General features: G+C 53.1%; 10 protein-coding genes and 2 CRISPR repeat arrays. Of the genes, 8 read left to right on the plus strand and 2 right to left on the minus strand.

Annotated elements, in window-relative coordinates; all coding sequences use genetic code 11:
- From clpA to cas6f, 8 genes are all read left to right on the plus strand, one after another.
- Complete coding sequence (gene clpA / locus HV355_RS16805) at window positions 1-2,280, plus strand: ATP-dependent Clp protease ATP-binding subunit ClpA (protein WP_089597777.1); 2,280 nt, start codon at window positions 1-3, stop codon at window positions 2,278-2,280.
- Between the two features lie 462 nt (window positions 2,281-2,742).
- Window positions 2,743-3,183 (plus strand): hypothetical protein, encoded by a 441-nt coding sequence (locus tag HV355_RS16810; RefSeq protein ID WP_182402739.1) that lies wholly within the window; start codon window positions 2,743-2,745, stop codon window positions 3,181-3,183.
- A 176-nt stretch (window positions 3,184-3,359) separates the two neighbouring features.
- A CRISPR array of direct repeats spans window positions 3,360-4,053; the repeat unit is 28 nt; unit sequence GTTCACTGCCGTACAGGCAGCTTAGAAA.
- 273 nt (window positions 4,054-4,326) lie between these two features.
- The gene (gene cas1f, locus HV355_RS16815) at window positions 4,327-5,310 is read left to right on the plus strand and encodes a type I-F CRISPR-associated endonuclease Cas1f (protein ID WP_108415995.1); all 984 of its coding nucleotides are present in this window, start codon (window positions 4,327-4,329) and stop codon (window positions 5,308-5,310) included.
- Window positions 5,307-8,534: a type I-F CRISPR-associated helicase Cas3f gene (cas3f, locus tag HV355_RS16820; RefSeq protein ID WP_182402741.1), complete on the plus strand. Its 3,228-nt coding sequence runs from the start codon at window positions 5,307-5,309 to the stop codon at window positions 8,532-8,534. The genes cas1f and cas3f overlap by 4 nt, the downstream gene beginning before the upstream one ends.
- Before the next feature lie 345 nt (window positions 8,535-8,879).
- The gene (gene csy1 / locus HV355_RS16825; RefSeq protein ID WP_182402743.1) at window positions 8,880-10,190 is read left to right on the plus strand and encodes a type I-F CRISPR-associated protein Csy1; all 1,311 of its coding nucleotides are present in this window, start codon (window positions 8,880-8,882) and stop codon (window positions 10,188-10,190) included.
- Entirely contained in the window at window positions 10,187-11,122 is a 936-nt protein-coding gene (csy2, locus tag HV355_RS16830; protein WP_182402745.1) for a type I-F CRISPR-associated protein Csy2, read from the plus strand. Before csy1 ends, csy2 begins: the two co-directional genes overlap by 4 nt.
- Window positions 11,123-11,135: 13 nt before the next feature.
- Window positions 11,136-12,134: a type I-F CRISPR-associated protein Csy3 gene (csy3, locus tag HV355_RS16835; RefSeq protein ID WP_182402747.1), complete on the plus strand. Its 999-nt coding sequence runs from the start codon at window positions 11,136-11,138 to the stop codon at window positions 12,132-12,134.
- 9 nt (window positions 12,135-12,143) lie between these two features.
- Window positions 12,144-12,698 carry a type I-F CRISPR-associated endoribonuclease Cas6/Csy4 gene (gene cas6f, locus HV355_RS16840; protein WP_182402749.1) on the plus strand — a complete coding sequence of 185 codons (555 nt, stop codon included), beginning with the start codon at window positions 12,144-12,146 and terminating at the stop codon, window positions 12,696-12,698.
- 21 nt (window positions 12,699-12,719) lie between these two features.
- Here cas6f and HV355_RS16845 read toward each other — a convergent pair whose 3' ends face one another.
- Both HV355_RS16845 and HV355_RS16850 read right to left on the minus strand, forming a co-directional pair.
- A complete protein-coding gene (locus HV355_RS16845) occupies window positions 12,720-13,193 on the minus strand; it encodes an RES domain-containing protein (protein WP_126815659.1) in 474 nt (157 codons plus the stop codon).
- Complete coding sequence (locus tag HV355_RS16850; protein ID WP_126815660.1) at window positions 13,190-13,633, minus strand: antitoxin Xre/MbcA/ParS toxin-binding domain-containing protein; 444 nt, start codon at window positions 13,631-13,633, stop codon at window positions 13,190-13,192. The genes HV355_RS16845 and HV355_RS16850 overlap by 4 nt, the downstream gene beginning before the upstream one ends.
- 235 nt (window positions 13,634-13,868) lie before the next feature.
- A CRISPR array of direct repeats spans window positions 13,869-16,061; the repeat unit is 28 nt; unit sequence GTGCACTGCCGTACAGGCAGCTTAGAAA.
- The last annotated feature ends 31 nt before the right edge of the window (window positions 16,062-16,092 follow it).

A 16,092-nucleotide genomic window follows, 5' to 3' on the forward strand; every position in this document is an offset into this window, starting at 1 on the left:
ATGCTCAATCAAGAACTGGAACTCAGTTTAAACATGGCTTTCGCCAGAGCGCGTGAGCACCGACATGAGTTTATGACCGTCGAGCATTTACTGCTCGCACTGCTTAGCAACCCATCTGCCCGCGAAGCGCTGGAAGCCTGCTCCGTGGATCTGGTGGCGCTACGTCAGGAACTCGAAGCCTTCATCGAACAAACCACACCGGTGCTGCCAGCCAGTGAAGAAGAGCGCGACACGCAGCCGACGCTCAGCTTCCAGCGCGTGCTGCAGCGCGCAGTATTCCACGTCCAGTCTTCCGGACGTAGCGAAGTGACTGGCGCAAACGTCTTAGTCGCCATCTTCAGCGAGCAGGAGTCACAGGCTGCCTACCTGCTGCGCAAACACGAAGTCAGCCGCCTCGACGTGGTTAACTTTATTTCTCACGGAACGCGCAAAGACGAGCCTAACCAGGCATCGGATTCCAGCAATCAGGTCAATAACAATGAAGAGCAAGCAGGCGGGGAGGATCGTATGGAAAACTTCACCACCAACCTTAACCAGCTTGCTCGCGTTGGCGGTATCGACCCGCTGATTGGTCGCGATAAAGAGCTGGAGCGCGCGATCCAGGTGCTGTGCCGTCGCCGCAAGAACAACCCGCTGCTGGTGGGTGAGTCAGGCGTGGGTAAAACCGCGATTGCCGAAGGGCTTGCCTGGCGCATTGTGCAGGGCGACGTGCCGGAAGTGATTGCCGACTGCACCATCTACTCGCTGGATATCGGCTCGCTGCTGGCGGGCACGAAATACCGCGGTGATTTTGAAAAACGCTTCAAGGCGCTGTTAAAACAGCTGGAGCAGGACACCAACAGCATTCTGTTTATCGATGAGATCCACACCATCATCGGCGCAGGTGCGGCTTCCGGCGGCCAGGTGGATGCGGCGAACCTGATCAAACCGCTGCTCTCCAGCGGCAAGATCCGCGTGATGGGCTCCACGACGTACCAGGAGTTCAGCAACATCTTTGAGAAAGACCGCGCGCTGGCGCGTCGCTTCCAGAAAATCGACGTCACCGAGCCGTCCGTCGAGGAAACGGTGCAGATCATCAACGGCCTGAAAACCAAGTACGAAGCGCACCACGACGTGCGTTACACCGCGAAAGCGGTCCGTGCGGCGGTGGAACTGGCGGTGAAATACATCAACGATCGTCATCTGCCGGATAAGGCGATTGACGTGATTGATGAGGCAGGGGCGCGTGCGCGCCTGATGCCGGCCAGCAAGCGTAAGAAAACCGTTAACGTGGCGGATATTGAGTCCGTGGTGGCCCGCATCGCGCGTATCCCTGAGAAGAGCGTTTCTCAGAGCGACCGCGACACGCTGCGTACTCTCGGCAATCGCCTGAAAATGTTGGTCTTTGGTCAGGATAAAGCCATTGAAGCCTTAACTGAAGCGATCAAGATGGCCCGTGCCGGACTGGGGCATGACCACAAGCCTGTCGGTTCCTTCCTGTTCGCTGGCCCGACCGGCGTAGGGAAAACCGAGGTGACGGTTCAGCTCTCCAAAGCGCTGGGCATTGAGCTGCTGCGCTTTGATATGTCCGAGTATATGGAGCGTCACACCGTCAGCCGTTTGATTGGTGCGCCTCCGGGATACGTGGGCTTTGACCAGGGCGGCCTGCTCACCGACGCGGTGATCAAGCATCCACACGCGGTACTGCTACTCGATGAAATCGAGAAAGCGCACCCGGACGTGTTCAACATCCTGCTGCAGGTGATGGACAACGGGACGCTGACCGACAACAACGGGCGCAAGGCGGACTTCCGCAACGTGGTGCTGGTGATGACCACCAACGCCGGTGTGCGTGAAACCGAGCGTAAATCTATCGGCCTGATCCACCAGGATAACAGCACCGATGCGATGGAAGAGATCAAGAAGATCTTCACGCCGGAGTTCCGTAACCGTCTGGACAACATTATCTGGTTCGATCACCTGTCTACCGAGGTGATCCATCAGGTGGTGGATAAGTTCATCGTCGAGCTGCAGGTTCAGCTGGATCAGAAAGGCGTATCGCTGGAAGTGAGCCAGGAGGCCCGCAACTGGCTGGCCGAGAAAGGCTACGACCGTGCGATGGGTGCCCGTCCGATGGCCCGCGTGATTCAGGACAACCTGAAGAAACCGCTGGCGAACGAGCTGCTGTTTGGCTCGCTGGTGGACGGCGGCCAGGTGACCGTGGCCCTGGACCAGGCGAAGAACGAACTGACGTACGATTTCCAGAGCGCGGCGAAGCACAAGCCGGAAGCGGCTCACTGAGTGAGTTGAACGTTAATGTCAAAAACCGGGCTTTTGCCCGGTTTTTTTATGCCTGCCAAGGTAAAAACAAAACGACAACAGTGTTGTCGTTTTTAGTGTTTTCTCCCTCTCCCTGTGGGAGAGGGTTGGGGTGAGGGCAACAGACCGCAGAGGAATTTTGCGAGGCGCTTTCCAGTTTCCTTCGAAGTCAGTTGCTGGATAAATTCACAGTAATAAAATGGCGGCGTACCTGCAAAATCAGGTGCCGGGATTGGCGTCCTGAAAGTGTGTGAGCAGCAGTAATGCTGCAGGCTTCGTTCGCCCTAAGGAAAAGGGTATAATTCTGCATCTGGCGGGCGAATCGGAAGCTTCTTTTGAAGCGCCAGTAGCACACACACTGGTACGCCAATTCCTTTTCGTCCGCCGCCAGCAAATTGGCGTTTCCTGCGGTGGTAAATTCAAAGTGTGTGAAGGAATTACCCAATGAATACAGAAAACAATTTCGCCCATTTATACACCGAACTCTCCCTCAACCCCGATCTCCCAACCCTTGCCGAGCGCTGCAAACTGCTCACCGAAATCCTGCTGGATTGCAAATCACTCCCGCAAACGCAGCCCGTTTGTCGTTGCCTCGGAGCCTGGCTGGAAGAGGTGAAATCCGGCCTCACAGAATCAATGCGTGATTTTCAGGTGGTGGAATTTGAGGACGAAGCGGAACAGCCGCGACAAAAAGAGTGGTTGCTTGAAGATACAGAAACGAAATGCGACTACTGCCGGGCGTTAAACCATGTGCTGCTGGTGTCGCATTTTGACCGCGATATGTTGCCGCACCTCACGGGGCTACTCCATGACATTACGCATTCAATGGCCGCGGATGTCGTTGCGCCGCCAAGTGCAGAAACGGTAATTCACATTATTTCCTGAGTGCTACCTGAGGCGTCGGGGTGTTCCTCTGACGCCATTGGTTTAAACCCTTTTTTCTGATGCTTACGTAACGTATTGATTTATATAGTGCGAATTTACGTTCCAAAAAAAAGGGTTTTATGCGTAAAAGTTGATTATTTTGTTTGCTAACAATAAGATGGCGTTGTTTCCTTTCAGTTCACTGCCGTACAGGCAGCTTAGAAAAGAAGAAAGTACCGATGACGAACTCGATCCGATGTTCACTGCCGTACAGGCAGCTTAGAAAATTGCAGTGATACAGCTCAAACTCATAACGATTGTTCACTGCCGTACAGGCAGCTTAGAAAAATGAAGGGAAGGCACAGAGTACCTACCCTGATGTTCACTGCCGTACAGGCAGCTTAGAAAGATACATACGGCTCTTTCTTTGGCTTGTACCCGTTCACTGCCGTACAGGCAGCTTAGAAAAGAACAGAAGCGCAAGCATCGCCGCATCATTGGTTCACTGCCGTACAGGCAGCTTAGAAATCTGTCCTACGTTAAACTCCATGCCGCGCTTTTGTTCACTGCCGTACAGGCAGCTTAGAAACGCCGTAATCGCCGCGCCTGAGCCATACGCATGTTCACTGCCGTACAGGCAGCTTAGAAAACGCTGACCAAAATGACCGCTCACTGGAACCTGTTCACTGCCGTACAGGCAGCTTAGAAAATAACTGCATCCCACATATTTTCTCTGAAGATGGTTCACTGCCGTACAGGCAGCTTAGAAAAAGAAATGCCAAAAAACAGGGCGGGCGCAGTAGTTCACTGCCGTGCTTGCAGCTTAGAAAAATGAGCAACATCGACAAACAGGCGCTACAGGGTTCACTGCCGTACAGGCAGCACAACTAAAACCAACCCTTTAAAACATTCACCTTACCTATTTAAACCTTAATACCATCAAACCCGCACTCTCTATTTTTCACAATAAATAAAAAATTCATTCACGCACAAATTATATTCTAACCAATATATTATTCGTAAAAATAATGCATTAAATGAAAAAGTAATTTTTCGCTTTATTATCACGGTAATTACTCTTCATTTGATACCCGTCACATTTGTTTTCATCTTATCTCCGATAACATACCGCGCATTCAACACCTTGAAATAAAAGCCCTTGCCATGTCCGTAAACAGCATCACCCCTACAGATTTAAAAACCATCTTGCATTCAAAACGCGCCAACATTTATTACCTGGAGAAATGTCGCATCCAGGTAAATGGTGGACGCGTTGAATATGTCACCCAGGAAGGGAAAGAGTCGTTTTACTGGAATATTCCCATCGCCAATACGACAGCGGTAATGCTGGGAATGGGAACATCCGTTACGCAAATGGCAATGCGGGAGTTTGCGCGGGCAGGGGTAATGGTCGGCTTTTGCGGAACGGACGGCACGCCGCTTTATTCTGCGAACGAGGTGGATATCGACGTCTCATGGCTCAGCCCGCAAAGCGAATATCGTCCGACGGCGTATTTACAAAACTGGGTCTCATTCTGGTTTGATGAAGCAAAACGTCTGCAGGCGGCAAAGCAGTTTCAGTTCATTCGCTTGCAGCAAATCGAAAAACAGTGGGCAGGGCTGCGGATGCAGCGGGAAACGTCTTTTCAGCCCGATCGGGACGTGCTGGAAACTATTCTGGAGCGTGCGAAGCAGGGGATGGAAAACGCGCAGGATCATACGTCACTGATGCTTCAGGAAGCACAGCTCACAAAATCGCTCTACAAACTGGCCAGCCAGACGGTGGGCTACGGCAGTTTTACCCGCGCCAAACGGGGAGGCGGGGCGGACATGGCGAACCGTTTTCTCGATCAGGGCAACTATCTGGCCTACGGGCTGGCGGCTGTCGCGGCCTGGGTGACGGGCATACCTCATGGTCTGGCGGTCATGCACGGAAAAACCCGACGCGGCGGGCTGGTTTTTGATATTGCCGATTTAATCAAAGACGCCCTTGTTATGCCGCAGGCATTTATTGCGGCCATGGAGGGTGAGGATAAGCAACAGTTTCGTCAGCGCTGCATTAACGCGTTTCAACAGGCTGATGCGCTGGATGTGATGATCACGACCTTGCAGGAAACCTCGCACTCGCTGGCGGGTGTTGAAAAATGAATGTGCTGATTATCTCCCGATGTACCAAACGTGCGCGCGAGCAAAGCTGCCAGATTATCGATCAGTTTGCTGAGCGCACAGGTGACGCGGCGTGGCAGACGACGATTACGATGGAAGGCGTCGACACGCTGCGCAAGCTGCTGCGGAAAACGGCACGTCGTAACACCGCAGTGGCCTGCCACTGGCTGAAAAAAAACGGTCAAACTGAACTGCTGTGGATAGTCGGGAATTTGCGTCGCTTTAACGCACTGGGGCGCGTGCCAACAAATCGCACAACGCTGCAAATTATCCGTAATGACAGCGAACACCGCTGGCAGAGTGCGGAAAGCATCGCCCTGCTGGCGGCAATTGCCGGGCTGTTTCATGATTTTGGTAAAGCGGGGATGTGCTTCCAGCAGACGCTTAAGGGTGAAAGTCAGCACCTTTGTCAGCCGTATCGCCATGAGTGGATCTCGGTTCGTCTGTTCGAGGCGTTTGTAGGAAAGCAAACCGATGAGCAGTGGCTGACATCCCTCACTCAGCTAAAAGCCGCTGATGAAAAGGCCATGCTGAAAGCGCTGAAGATGGATACGGACAAGAACTGCAGCCTTTTGGAGAAACTCCCGCCTCTGGCTAAAGTGGTGGTATGGCTGATGTTGTCGCATCACCGTTTACCGCAGTCGCATTCGACACGTCCTCAGTTGATCTACTGCGAAGGCTGGTTTGAGAAACAGCTGAACGCAGACTGGAACTCACTTAATCATAAATCTACCGAAAAACATCAGTGGAAAGAGCGTGATTTTAAAAACGTCTGGAAATTCCCGCACGGTACGCCGCTAAAAAGTAAAACCTGGCGCGAGAAAGCCAGGCAGATTGGTAAACGCATCCGGAACCTGCCCGCGCTGCTTCAGGCGGGATCGCTGGATAATCTTTTTACCCTCCATCTTGCTCGCCTGTCGCTGATGCTGGCCGATCACGTTTACTCCTCTCAACCCGCGTATGCCGGGTGGCAGGATGATGCCGTCCAGTGCTGGGCCAACAGCGACCGCCAGTCCGGGCAGCTCAGGCAAAAGCTGGATGAGCACAATGTCGGCGTCGCGCATCTGGCGCTGTTGATGGGGCGTTCTCTTCCGGCATTGCACCGTTCATTACCCGCCATCGCCCGGCATAAAACGTTCCGGGAAAGGGCGAAAGAAGAGCGTTTTCACTGGCAAAACAAAGCGTGGGACGTTGCGTCTGCACTGCGCGAGAAGAGTGTCGAACAGGGCTTCTTCGGCATCAATATGGCCTCGACGGGATGCGGTAAAACCTTTGCTAATGCCCGGATTATGTACGCTCTGGCAGATGAGCAGGCTGGGTGTCGTTTTAGCGTGGCGCTGGGGTTACGCACGCTGACGCTGCAGACGGGCCAGGCTTTGCAGTCGCGCCTGGGGTTGGATGACGACACGCTGGCCGTCGTGACCGGTGCCGCAGCAGTGAAAGAGTTATATCAGGGTAATGACGCTGAAGATAACAGCAGCGCCAGCGACGAAACGTTCTTCGCCAGACATCACTACGTGCATTACGAAGGGGCGACCAGTAGCGGTATCGCCCAGCAGTGGCTGGCGAAAGAACCGGCGCTCAATCGCCTGGTCAGTGCCCCGGTGCTGGTGACAACCATCGATCACCTGATGCCTGCAACGGAAGGCGTGCGCGGCGGCAGGCAGATCCCTGCCATGCTGCGTCTGTTGACCAGCGATCTGGTGCTTGATGAGCCTGATGATTTTGACGTTGATGATTTGCACGCCCTTTGTCGGCTGGTGAACTGGGCGGGAATGCTCGGTTCTCGCGTGCTGCTTTCCTCCGCAACGTTACCTCCCGCGCTAACGGAAGCGCTGTTTGAAGCCTATCGGGAAGGGCGCAGAGCCTGGCAGGTTGCGTGCGGTCAGTCGGACAGACCGATGAGTATCTGCTGCGCCTGGTTTGATGAGTATGGCGCGCAGTCGCAGGATGTCGCAGATGATGCTCAATTTCGCCAGGCGCATGGCGATTTTGTCAGGCAGCGGATTAAACGTCTGCCAGACCAGCTCCGGCTTCGCCTGGGTAAACTGGCCGCCGTGGAGCCACACGCTTCCCGCAATGCTGATGTTGTCTCTGCGGTGGCCCAGACGTTGCACCAGCAAATGTTCGCGTTGCACGGTCATCACCGTAGCACGCATAAAAGCGGCAAAACCGTGTCGTTTGGTCTGGTGCGGATGGCGAACATCAACCCGCTGGTTGCCGTCGCGCAGGCGCTAATGGCATTACCTTCTCCCGATAACTACCACATTCATTATTGCGTGTACCACAGCCAGCACCCGCTGGCGGTGCGTGCGGCGATTGAAAAACGACTCGATGCCGCGTTCACGCGGCACAAACCGGAGCGGGTCTGGCAGTTACCTGAAGTTAAGCAGGCGCTGACGTCGCCGGAACAGCATCATCTTTTTGTCGTGCTCGGAACATCCGTTCTCGAAGTCGGGCGCGATTTTGATGCCGACTGGGGGATTATCGAGCCGAGCTCGATGCGTTCGCTTATTCAGTTTGCGGGACGTATTCAGCGGCATCGTCAGATCGTGCCTGAGAGCGAAAACCTGGTGATTTTGGAACGCAACATGCGTGCGCTTCGCGGAGAAAAGATCGCCTACTGCCGACCCGGTTTTGAAACCGAACATCATCTTCTGCCTCACCACGATCTCCATGAGCTGCTCAGTGAAGAGGGCTACCGCACGCTGAATGCGATCCCGCGCATCGTTGAAAACCTGCCCGGCAATGCGCTGGCGGCGCTGGAGCACGCCCGTTTGCGGGCCGCGCTGCTGGGCGGCGGCGATAAGTCAGATGTGGTGGCCGCATCGTGGTGGCGGCTGCCGCTGACGTGGAACGGCGAGCTTCAGAGACGTACACCGTTTCGCCGCTCGTCCCCACAGGACACTTTCTTTTTGAGTATGGAAGAGGAAGGCGATGAACCTGAGTTTTGCCTGATGCAGGAAAACGGGGTGTTAAAACCTGCGGGAGGATTTTGTGAACAGGCGTTATCCATGGCAGACGGCGTAGAGCCGTGGGTTGCCATTGATTATGCCGAGGTATTACAGGCGCTGGCCGAGACGAAGCAGATGGAGCTGGACGCGGTGTCGCGACGGTATGGCGAAATGACGTTAAGAGTCAGCAGGGAGGAGGAAACAGAGCAATGGCTGTATCACCCAGTATTGGGTGTGTTTCGCGCCCTCTGAAAGAGGGCGCGAGCTGCTTGTTCAGCAGTATAAAATAAATGATAAGAGCCTCATATATTTCTAAGCTGTCTAGGCGACAGTAGATAAGCATTATATTTATTTAAGGTTTTTAGGCAAGAGTATGTCACTTAAAGATAAAAGCATAATATAGGTGTGGATGAACGTTTTGAAATAGAGTACTTTATTTTTACTCAAATAAAGGAATGTTTCACTGCGATGATTTTTATCAGGTTTTTATTTGTCTTGGTTATGATTCTGTTTTGTTTTTATTCGAGCTATTTATATTAAATATAATTTCGCGATTTATATTTTTATTGATTATAAGTGCAAGAGTTAAGGTGGTATATGAAGGAAGGAACACTATTCTCATTTATTACAGCTTTCATTGCCGGACGACGGCAAACAAAGCTGGAAGCATTTGATAAAGAGGCCGCAAAGCGCAGCGATACAGATAGCGCGACGCTTGCGGCAGAACGCCGGGATATAGAACTTCGCTATGAGCCGAAAGCATGGCTGACGGATGCCGCGAAGCGAGCCGGACAAATTAACCTCGTGACCCATGCGGCGAAGTTCACCCACGGGGATTCAAAAAGTAGCAGTATTTACAGCGAGGCAGTGGCCAGAGAAGGGTATCTCGGCAGTACAGCGTTGTCAGGTCTGGAACCGGACGCCGTGGGCAATGCAGCTGCACTGGATGTGGCTAAGCTCATGCAAACGCGTACTGCAGATGGCGATTCCCTTCTGGCGAGCCTGAAACGGGGTGACCACGCTGCGCTGTCGGCATTTACCGACGATGAGAATCAGGTAAGGGAGTGGGTTGCAGGATTCTCGAGAGCCTTCGCTCCCGGAAAACCTGCATCGCATAAGCTTGCGAAGCAAGGCTATTTTCCTGTTGGCGATAGTTACCATCTTTTAAGTCCGCTGTTTGCCACTTCGCTCGTTCACGCGGCACACCAAAAAATGGTTGCCCTGAGGTTTGGGGAAGAGATGAAAAACATCTGGAAAGCGCGGCGCGAGAAATCCTGGCACCCCGGTACGCTAACGCTTTTCCCAGATTCAGCGGAAACGCACTTTGGTGGCACCAAACCTCAGAACATTTCCTATCTCAACAGCGTGCGCGGTGGGCGTGTCTGGCTGCTTTCATGTCAGCCGCCGCAGTGGAAAAAAGCGGAAAAGCCGCCGACGACGTTACGTTCTATTTTCACTTCAGGTGGTCAGTTTGATCGACGTGCAAACAGCACTGTTCAACTGCTTGTGTCTTTATTGACCAGAACCGGTGATTACACCAACGTCCGTATTCGCGAAGCACGTGATGAATACATTGATGCGCTTATCGACCTGCTGTTTGTTGTGGCGTCGGAACTACAGCGTGATACGTGGCAAAACTGGACAATCTTGTGCCCTCGATTAGCCAGTCATCAACAACTCTGGCTCGATCCCTGGCGCACAAAAAACGATGAAGTCTTTCGTCTGGAACGGGATAAAGACGACTGGCAGGCTGGAGTCGCAGAGGATTTTGCCTTGTGGCTGAATACAAGGTTGCGAAAAGGGTTGAAGGATATTGGAAAGGTGGAAGAGCGTGAGTGGCAAACCCGTGAACATTTACGCACCAACCTCCGAGAAATGGAAAAAATTATCCAGGGGGCGCTGAAATGAGTTCACTGATCGTACTTCGCCGTATCAGAGTCGAAAACGCCAACGCGATTGCTGGCTTGACCTGGGGTTTTCCCGCCATCACCCATTTCCTGGGTTTTTCCCATACGCTGTCGCGCAGGTTGACGGAAACGCACGGGCTACGCATTGATGGCTGTGCTGTCGTGAGCCACGAACATCAGATCCACGCGCATAGCTCTGGCCGTGATTATCAATTTGCCCTGACCCGCAATCCGCTTACTCGGGACGCGAAAACCGCCTCCTTTAATGAAGAGGGGCGCATGCATATGACGGTTTCGCTGCTGCTCGAGTGTCACGGGGAAATCCCCAACGGTGAATACGGGCAGCGCGACCTGGCCGAGTTTCTGTCTCAGGTGTGCCCGACGCTCCGACTGGCGGGGGGAATCATCGTTGATATCCAGGATATTTCGGTCATGGCTATGCCTGCCAGCGCTCAGGATATGGGCCGATTACAGTGGCAACTGATGCCGGGCTTTGCCCTGCGCGATCGCAGCGGCTGGCTGGGCGAACATCATCAAACGCTTCTTGAAAACGATCCTAACGCCACGCTGCTTGATGCCTGGCTGGATTTTGCTGCTCTAAAAATACAGGCCGAAACGCCGGATGACGGCAACATACGCGAAGGCGAACCGGCCAACTGGCACGTTGTTCCCAAACCCAATCCCGGTTATCTGGTGCCATTAATGACCGGCTACCAGCGCATCTCTGAACTCTACGCTCCCGGCGTCGTAGCAAACACGCGCGATGCGGAAACGCCCTTCGCGTTTACGGAAGCCGTGTATGGCGTGGGCGAGTGGTGCGGACTGCACCGAATTCGGTCACTGGAAGAGATTTTCTGGCGGTATCGCACGACAGAAACAGGCTACTACTGTCAGGGTGCGGGCGCGCCGTTGACATCTGAACATCTTAATTAAAAAGGACTTATCTATGGCAAAGGCTCCTACTGCCGTTAAAACGGCATCCGTACTGGCATTTGAACGTAAACTGGCAACCTCGGATGCGGTGATGTATTCCGGAAGCTGGGAGGGTAAGCAGTGGCAGCCTATCCGCATCCAGGAAAAAGCGGTGCGCGGCACTATTTCTAACCGTCTGAAAAATGCGATCACCAACGATACGACAAAGCTGGATGCTGAAATCCAGAAACCGAACCTTCAGCGTGTAGATGTTGCGGCGCTGCCTGCCGATGCAGATACCCTGAAGGTAAAATTTACCCTGCGCGTGCTGGGTAACCTGTCGACGCCTTCAGTGTGTAATGACCGCGCCTATCAGGATGAACTTCAGCAGGTTATCGACGGCTATATCAATGACCACGGTTTTGCCGAACTGGCGCGCCGCTACGCAACCAACCTGGCGAACGGTCGTTTTTTATGGCGCAACCGCGTCGGTGCAGAAAAAATTATCGTGACCGTGACGGGCAGTCAGTCCTGGACGTTTGATGCGTACAATTATGCGCTGCGAGATTTTTCCGCCAGCGATGAGCAACTCAATACGCTGGCGCAGGAAATCGAAAAAGGGCTTAGCGGTGAAGGATTTGTTCTTCTGAACGTCGAAGCACAGGTGCTGCTCGGTGCCGGGCAGGAGATCTTCCCGTCACAGGAGTTGGTCCTGGACAGCAACAGCAGCAAGAGCCGCCTGTTGTATCAGGTAGACAGCGTTGCGGGCATGCACTCGCAGAAAATCGGGAATGCCATTCGTACTATCGATACCTGGCACCCTCAGGTAGACGCGCTGGGCGCTATCGCCGTTGAGCCGTACGGCTCAGTCACCAGCCGCGGAGTGGCCTGTCGTCAGCCGAAAGAGAAAATGGACTTCTACACCTTGCTGGATAACTGGGTGACGAAAGGCCAAAAGCCTGACGTTGAACAGCAGCATTACGTGATGGCCGTCCTGATCCGCGGCGGTGTTTTCGGTGAGAAGGGCGACTAAGGAGTGGTTATGGATCACTATCTTGAGATCCGCGTTCTGCCTGACCCGGAGTTCAGCGAGGAGATGCTGATGGCCGCGCTGGTGGCAAAACTGCATCGTGCGCTGGGCCAGCGGGGGCAGGGGGATATTGGTATCAGCTTCCCTGCACATGGCATTAAGCCCGGCGCGGTGTTACGCCTGCACGGTACTCAAACGGCGTTAAGCGAACTCGAATCACTCATATGGCGAAAAGGGTTGAGCGACTACTGCATGTCTTCAGGCATCCTGCCCGTGCCGGTCGTCAACCAGTGGCGCTGCGTGAGCCGCGTCCAGGTGAAAAGCAGCGCGCAGAGGCTTATGCGACGTTCGGTGAAAAAAGGATGGCTAACTGAGGAGGAGGCGCAACAACGTCTTCTGACGATGCAGGAGGCGCGAACGGATTTACCCTGGCTTAACCTGCGCAGTCTCTCAACGGGTCAGTCTTTTAAGCTCTTCATTCGGCATGGTGATTTGCTCTCTGCGCCTGTCTCCGGGATGTTTACGACCTATGGACTTAGCGCGACGGCGACGGTTCCCTGGTTCTGAGACGCATAACCGCACCCGCGTTCAGGGTGCGGTTTTTTCAGCCAGTCGGGTATCAAAAATAAAGGGCAGCTGCTGAACTGAATTAAGCGCCGTGTGGAATGCCGGATGTAAGGGGTTAAGGATGGCATTGTTTTCATAAGGGATGATACAGGAAGGTAAGATAAGCGCGAGGGCGCTGTTAGCCTGCAACCATCCGGTTCCCAGATCCATCGTTGATACTGGGGCTGGATTTTCCTGCCAGTCCTCGGGGAGCCACGCTTTATCCAGATAATCAATCTGGTCATCCGGGATATCAATGCTGTAAAGCTGGTATTGATTCAACACTGTATCCTTTCGAACGTGCACCAAAATCTCAAGTGAGGCCAGTGAAATGGAGGTGGATACATAAACAGCTGGATGACCTTTATGGTTCCAGCGGCCGCCATACTGATTTGCACCACTTCCACTCCACGCTTCGCTGGCATAGCGTCCCGTTACCAGTCGATAAAAAATCATGCGAACACGCCATGTTCGAGTCGACCAATCAGGTCGGTGACTTCCAGTGCACCGGTTTCCGTAGCGATCAGGTCGACAGGGGCAACATTTCCCAGCCCGCGCACCGGTGCCTGCAGCCAGTTCCATGCCTCTTCTTTGCTGCCAAAATAGTCGACGGCAGCATCCAGCACCCGAACGAAACGGGCCACGCGTTCGCTTTCATCCGGCGTCAGTGTCCGTCCCGCGCTTTTACGGCGGGCCACGTTACGTTCGTTAATCCCGGTGACGCGCAAAATGTCCGCTTTAGACATCGCCGTCCATTCATGAATATTGTCGAGGACGCTGACGGGTAAGCCCTGATTGAGAAATTCAATCAGCCGCATTCCTCTGTTTGCTGGTAATCCGGCGTACCGCCAAAGCGCGTTATCAGCAGGTCTCTGCGCGGGGATCCATGTTCTCATGTTTCCTCCTGAGTAATGTCATTTGTCATGGTTAAGTATAGCCATTTGTCAGAGGGAGGGGAATGAGTGTTTTTCATGCTCGGGGTATGAGAAGAAGGGTTTTCTACCCTAATTTTTAGCGTGTTTATAATACGTTGATTTTAAATGGATATTTTGGAAGGTAAAAAAGAGGGTAAGAGAAGGGTTTTTAGCTTTTTTTGTATGAAAATCATAATGGTGTGGGGATATTATTTCAGTGCACTGCCGTACAGGCAGCTTAGAAACTTCGGTTTCGATTTTTTTCTTCCGGTCATCCGTGCACTGCCGTACAGGCAGCTTAGAAATCGCTTCAGGACGACGCTGGTCCCTTCGTCGGGTGCACTGCCGTACAGGCAGCTTAGAAAAGTTAAAAGTACAACAACAGGCGCTTACACAAAGTGCACTGCCGTACAGGCAGCTTAGAAAAGATGGTTGGGTGGCTTGCAGTGAGCGGATGCGTGCACTGCCGTACAGGCAGCTTAGAAAAATGACGCTCTGCACTTCTAACAGCGTCAATGGTGCACTGCCGTACAGGCAGCTTAGAAAGTAAAGAGAGCCACCGCAATTGAGGCTAAACTGTGCACTGCCGTACAGGCAGCTTAGAAAAGAGACGAGATCCTATCCGGTCGCCTGTGACTGTGCACTGCCGTACAGGCAGCTTAGAAACTTTGTCTCAGCCCCGTGAATATCGCCTCTGTGTGCACTGCCGTACAGGCAGCTTAGAAATACCCAAAGTGTGACTATAAAAACCACTCTCTGTGCACTGCCGTACAGGCAGCTTAGAAATCCTCCAGTTCGGGTTTTACGTTTTGATGTATGTGCACTGCCGTACAGGCAGCTTAGAAAAAATACAACGGGAATTTTATCTGATGATGATCGTGCACTGCCGTACAGGCAGCTTAGAAAGGATGGACGGGTACACTTACGGCTATCGATCCGTGCACTGCCGTACAGGCAGCTTAGAAATGGCTCATAAGCAGCAGTTTAATGAGGCAGTGGTGCACTGCCGTACAGGCAGCTTAGAAACTGCCGCCCGCTTTAAAAATATGCTTCCGGAAGGTGCACTGCCGTACAGGCAGCTTAGAAAACCAGCATTGTTATTTTTGCTGTTGTCGTTTTGTGCACTGCCGTACAGGCAGCTTAGAAATGCAATAGCAGGTTTTTTTATACCCGAACATGGTGCACTGCCGTACAGGCAGCTTAGAAACATTCGAAGAGCCCGACGCGCCGATTTTCAAAGTGCACTGCCGTACAGGCAGCTTAGAAATGCTGCCAAAGGTCGCACACCCTGAGCCGCCAGTGCACTGCCGTACAGGCAGCTTAGAAATTCGCAGTCAACTCAGCAATCTGGTCATTAAGGTGCACTGCCGTACAGGCAGCTTAGAAAATCTGTCAAGATGGCGTATATCTGCGCCGCGGCGTGCACTGCCGTACAGGCAGCTTAGAAATGAAAAAATTCGCTTACGAAATGAGTTCCTCTGTGCACTGCCGTACAGGCAGCTTAGAAAATAACTCTTGGCCAATCCGAGCTTTTCGGCGGGTGCACTGCCGTACAGGCAGCTTAGAAATCCGAGGCATCGTTATCCGCCGGGCGGAATTTGTGCACTGCCGTACAGGCAGCTTAGAAAGCCAGCCTGGCGGATCAGCTGATGGGCGGCGAGTGCACTGCCGTACAGGCAGCTTAGAAAAGGCGGACATAGCCAAAGGATGGATGGTAGAAGTGCACTGCCGTACAGGCAGCTTAGAAAGCTTCTTGTTCAATGATGGTTCCGTTCAGAACGTGCACTGCCGTACAGGCAGCTTAGAAAGGTCCCCTCGTCGCTGCTGGCCATCAGTCTGAGTGCACTGCCGTACAGGCAGCTTAGAAAAAACACGATCTCAACAATGTTCTCTCAGTGATGTGCACTGCCGTACAGGCAGCTTAGAAATGCCGGACATCGTTAATATCGTTCTCAGGGTAGTGCACTGCCGTACAGGCAGCTTAGAAATGCCGGACATCGTTAATATCGTTCTCAGGGTAGTGCACTGCCGTATAGGCAGCTTAGAAAGTTCAGGGATTCAGCCAGGGCTTCCGAGGCATGTGCACTGCCGTACAGGCAGCTTAGAAATACTCAACTTATGCGCCCAATGCAATTATCTTGTGCACTGCCTTACAGGCAGCTTAGAAATATCTTACAAAAGCCGATTATCGTTGCTGCGTTGTGCACTGCCGTACAGGCAGCTTAGAAACGACCCAAAAAACGGTACTCCCGGAGCGGTTCGTGCACTGCCGTACAGGCAGCTTAGAAAGTCACGACCCCGCCAGGCTGCGCAATAGTGTTGTGCACTGCCGTACAGGCAGCTTAGAAAGGATAAAGTAAAACCCGCGAGGTGCGGGTTTGGTACAACTGCCGTAGAGGTAGCTTAAAAACTCTGCCATTACGCACTGATGCGAGCGAACT

Origin of the sequence: Enterobacter sp. RHBSTW-01064 (assembly GCF_014103035.1) — a bacterium.
In the GTDB taxonomy this organism is placed as follows: Bacteria; Pseudomonadota; Gammaproteobacteria; order Enterobacterales; family Enterobacteriaceae; genus Enterobacter; species Enterobacter mori.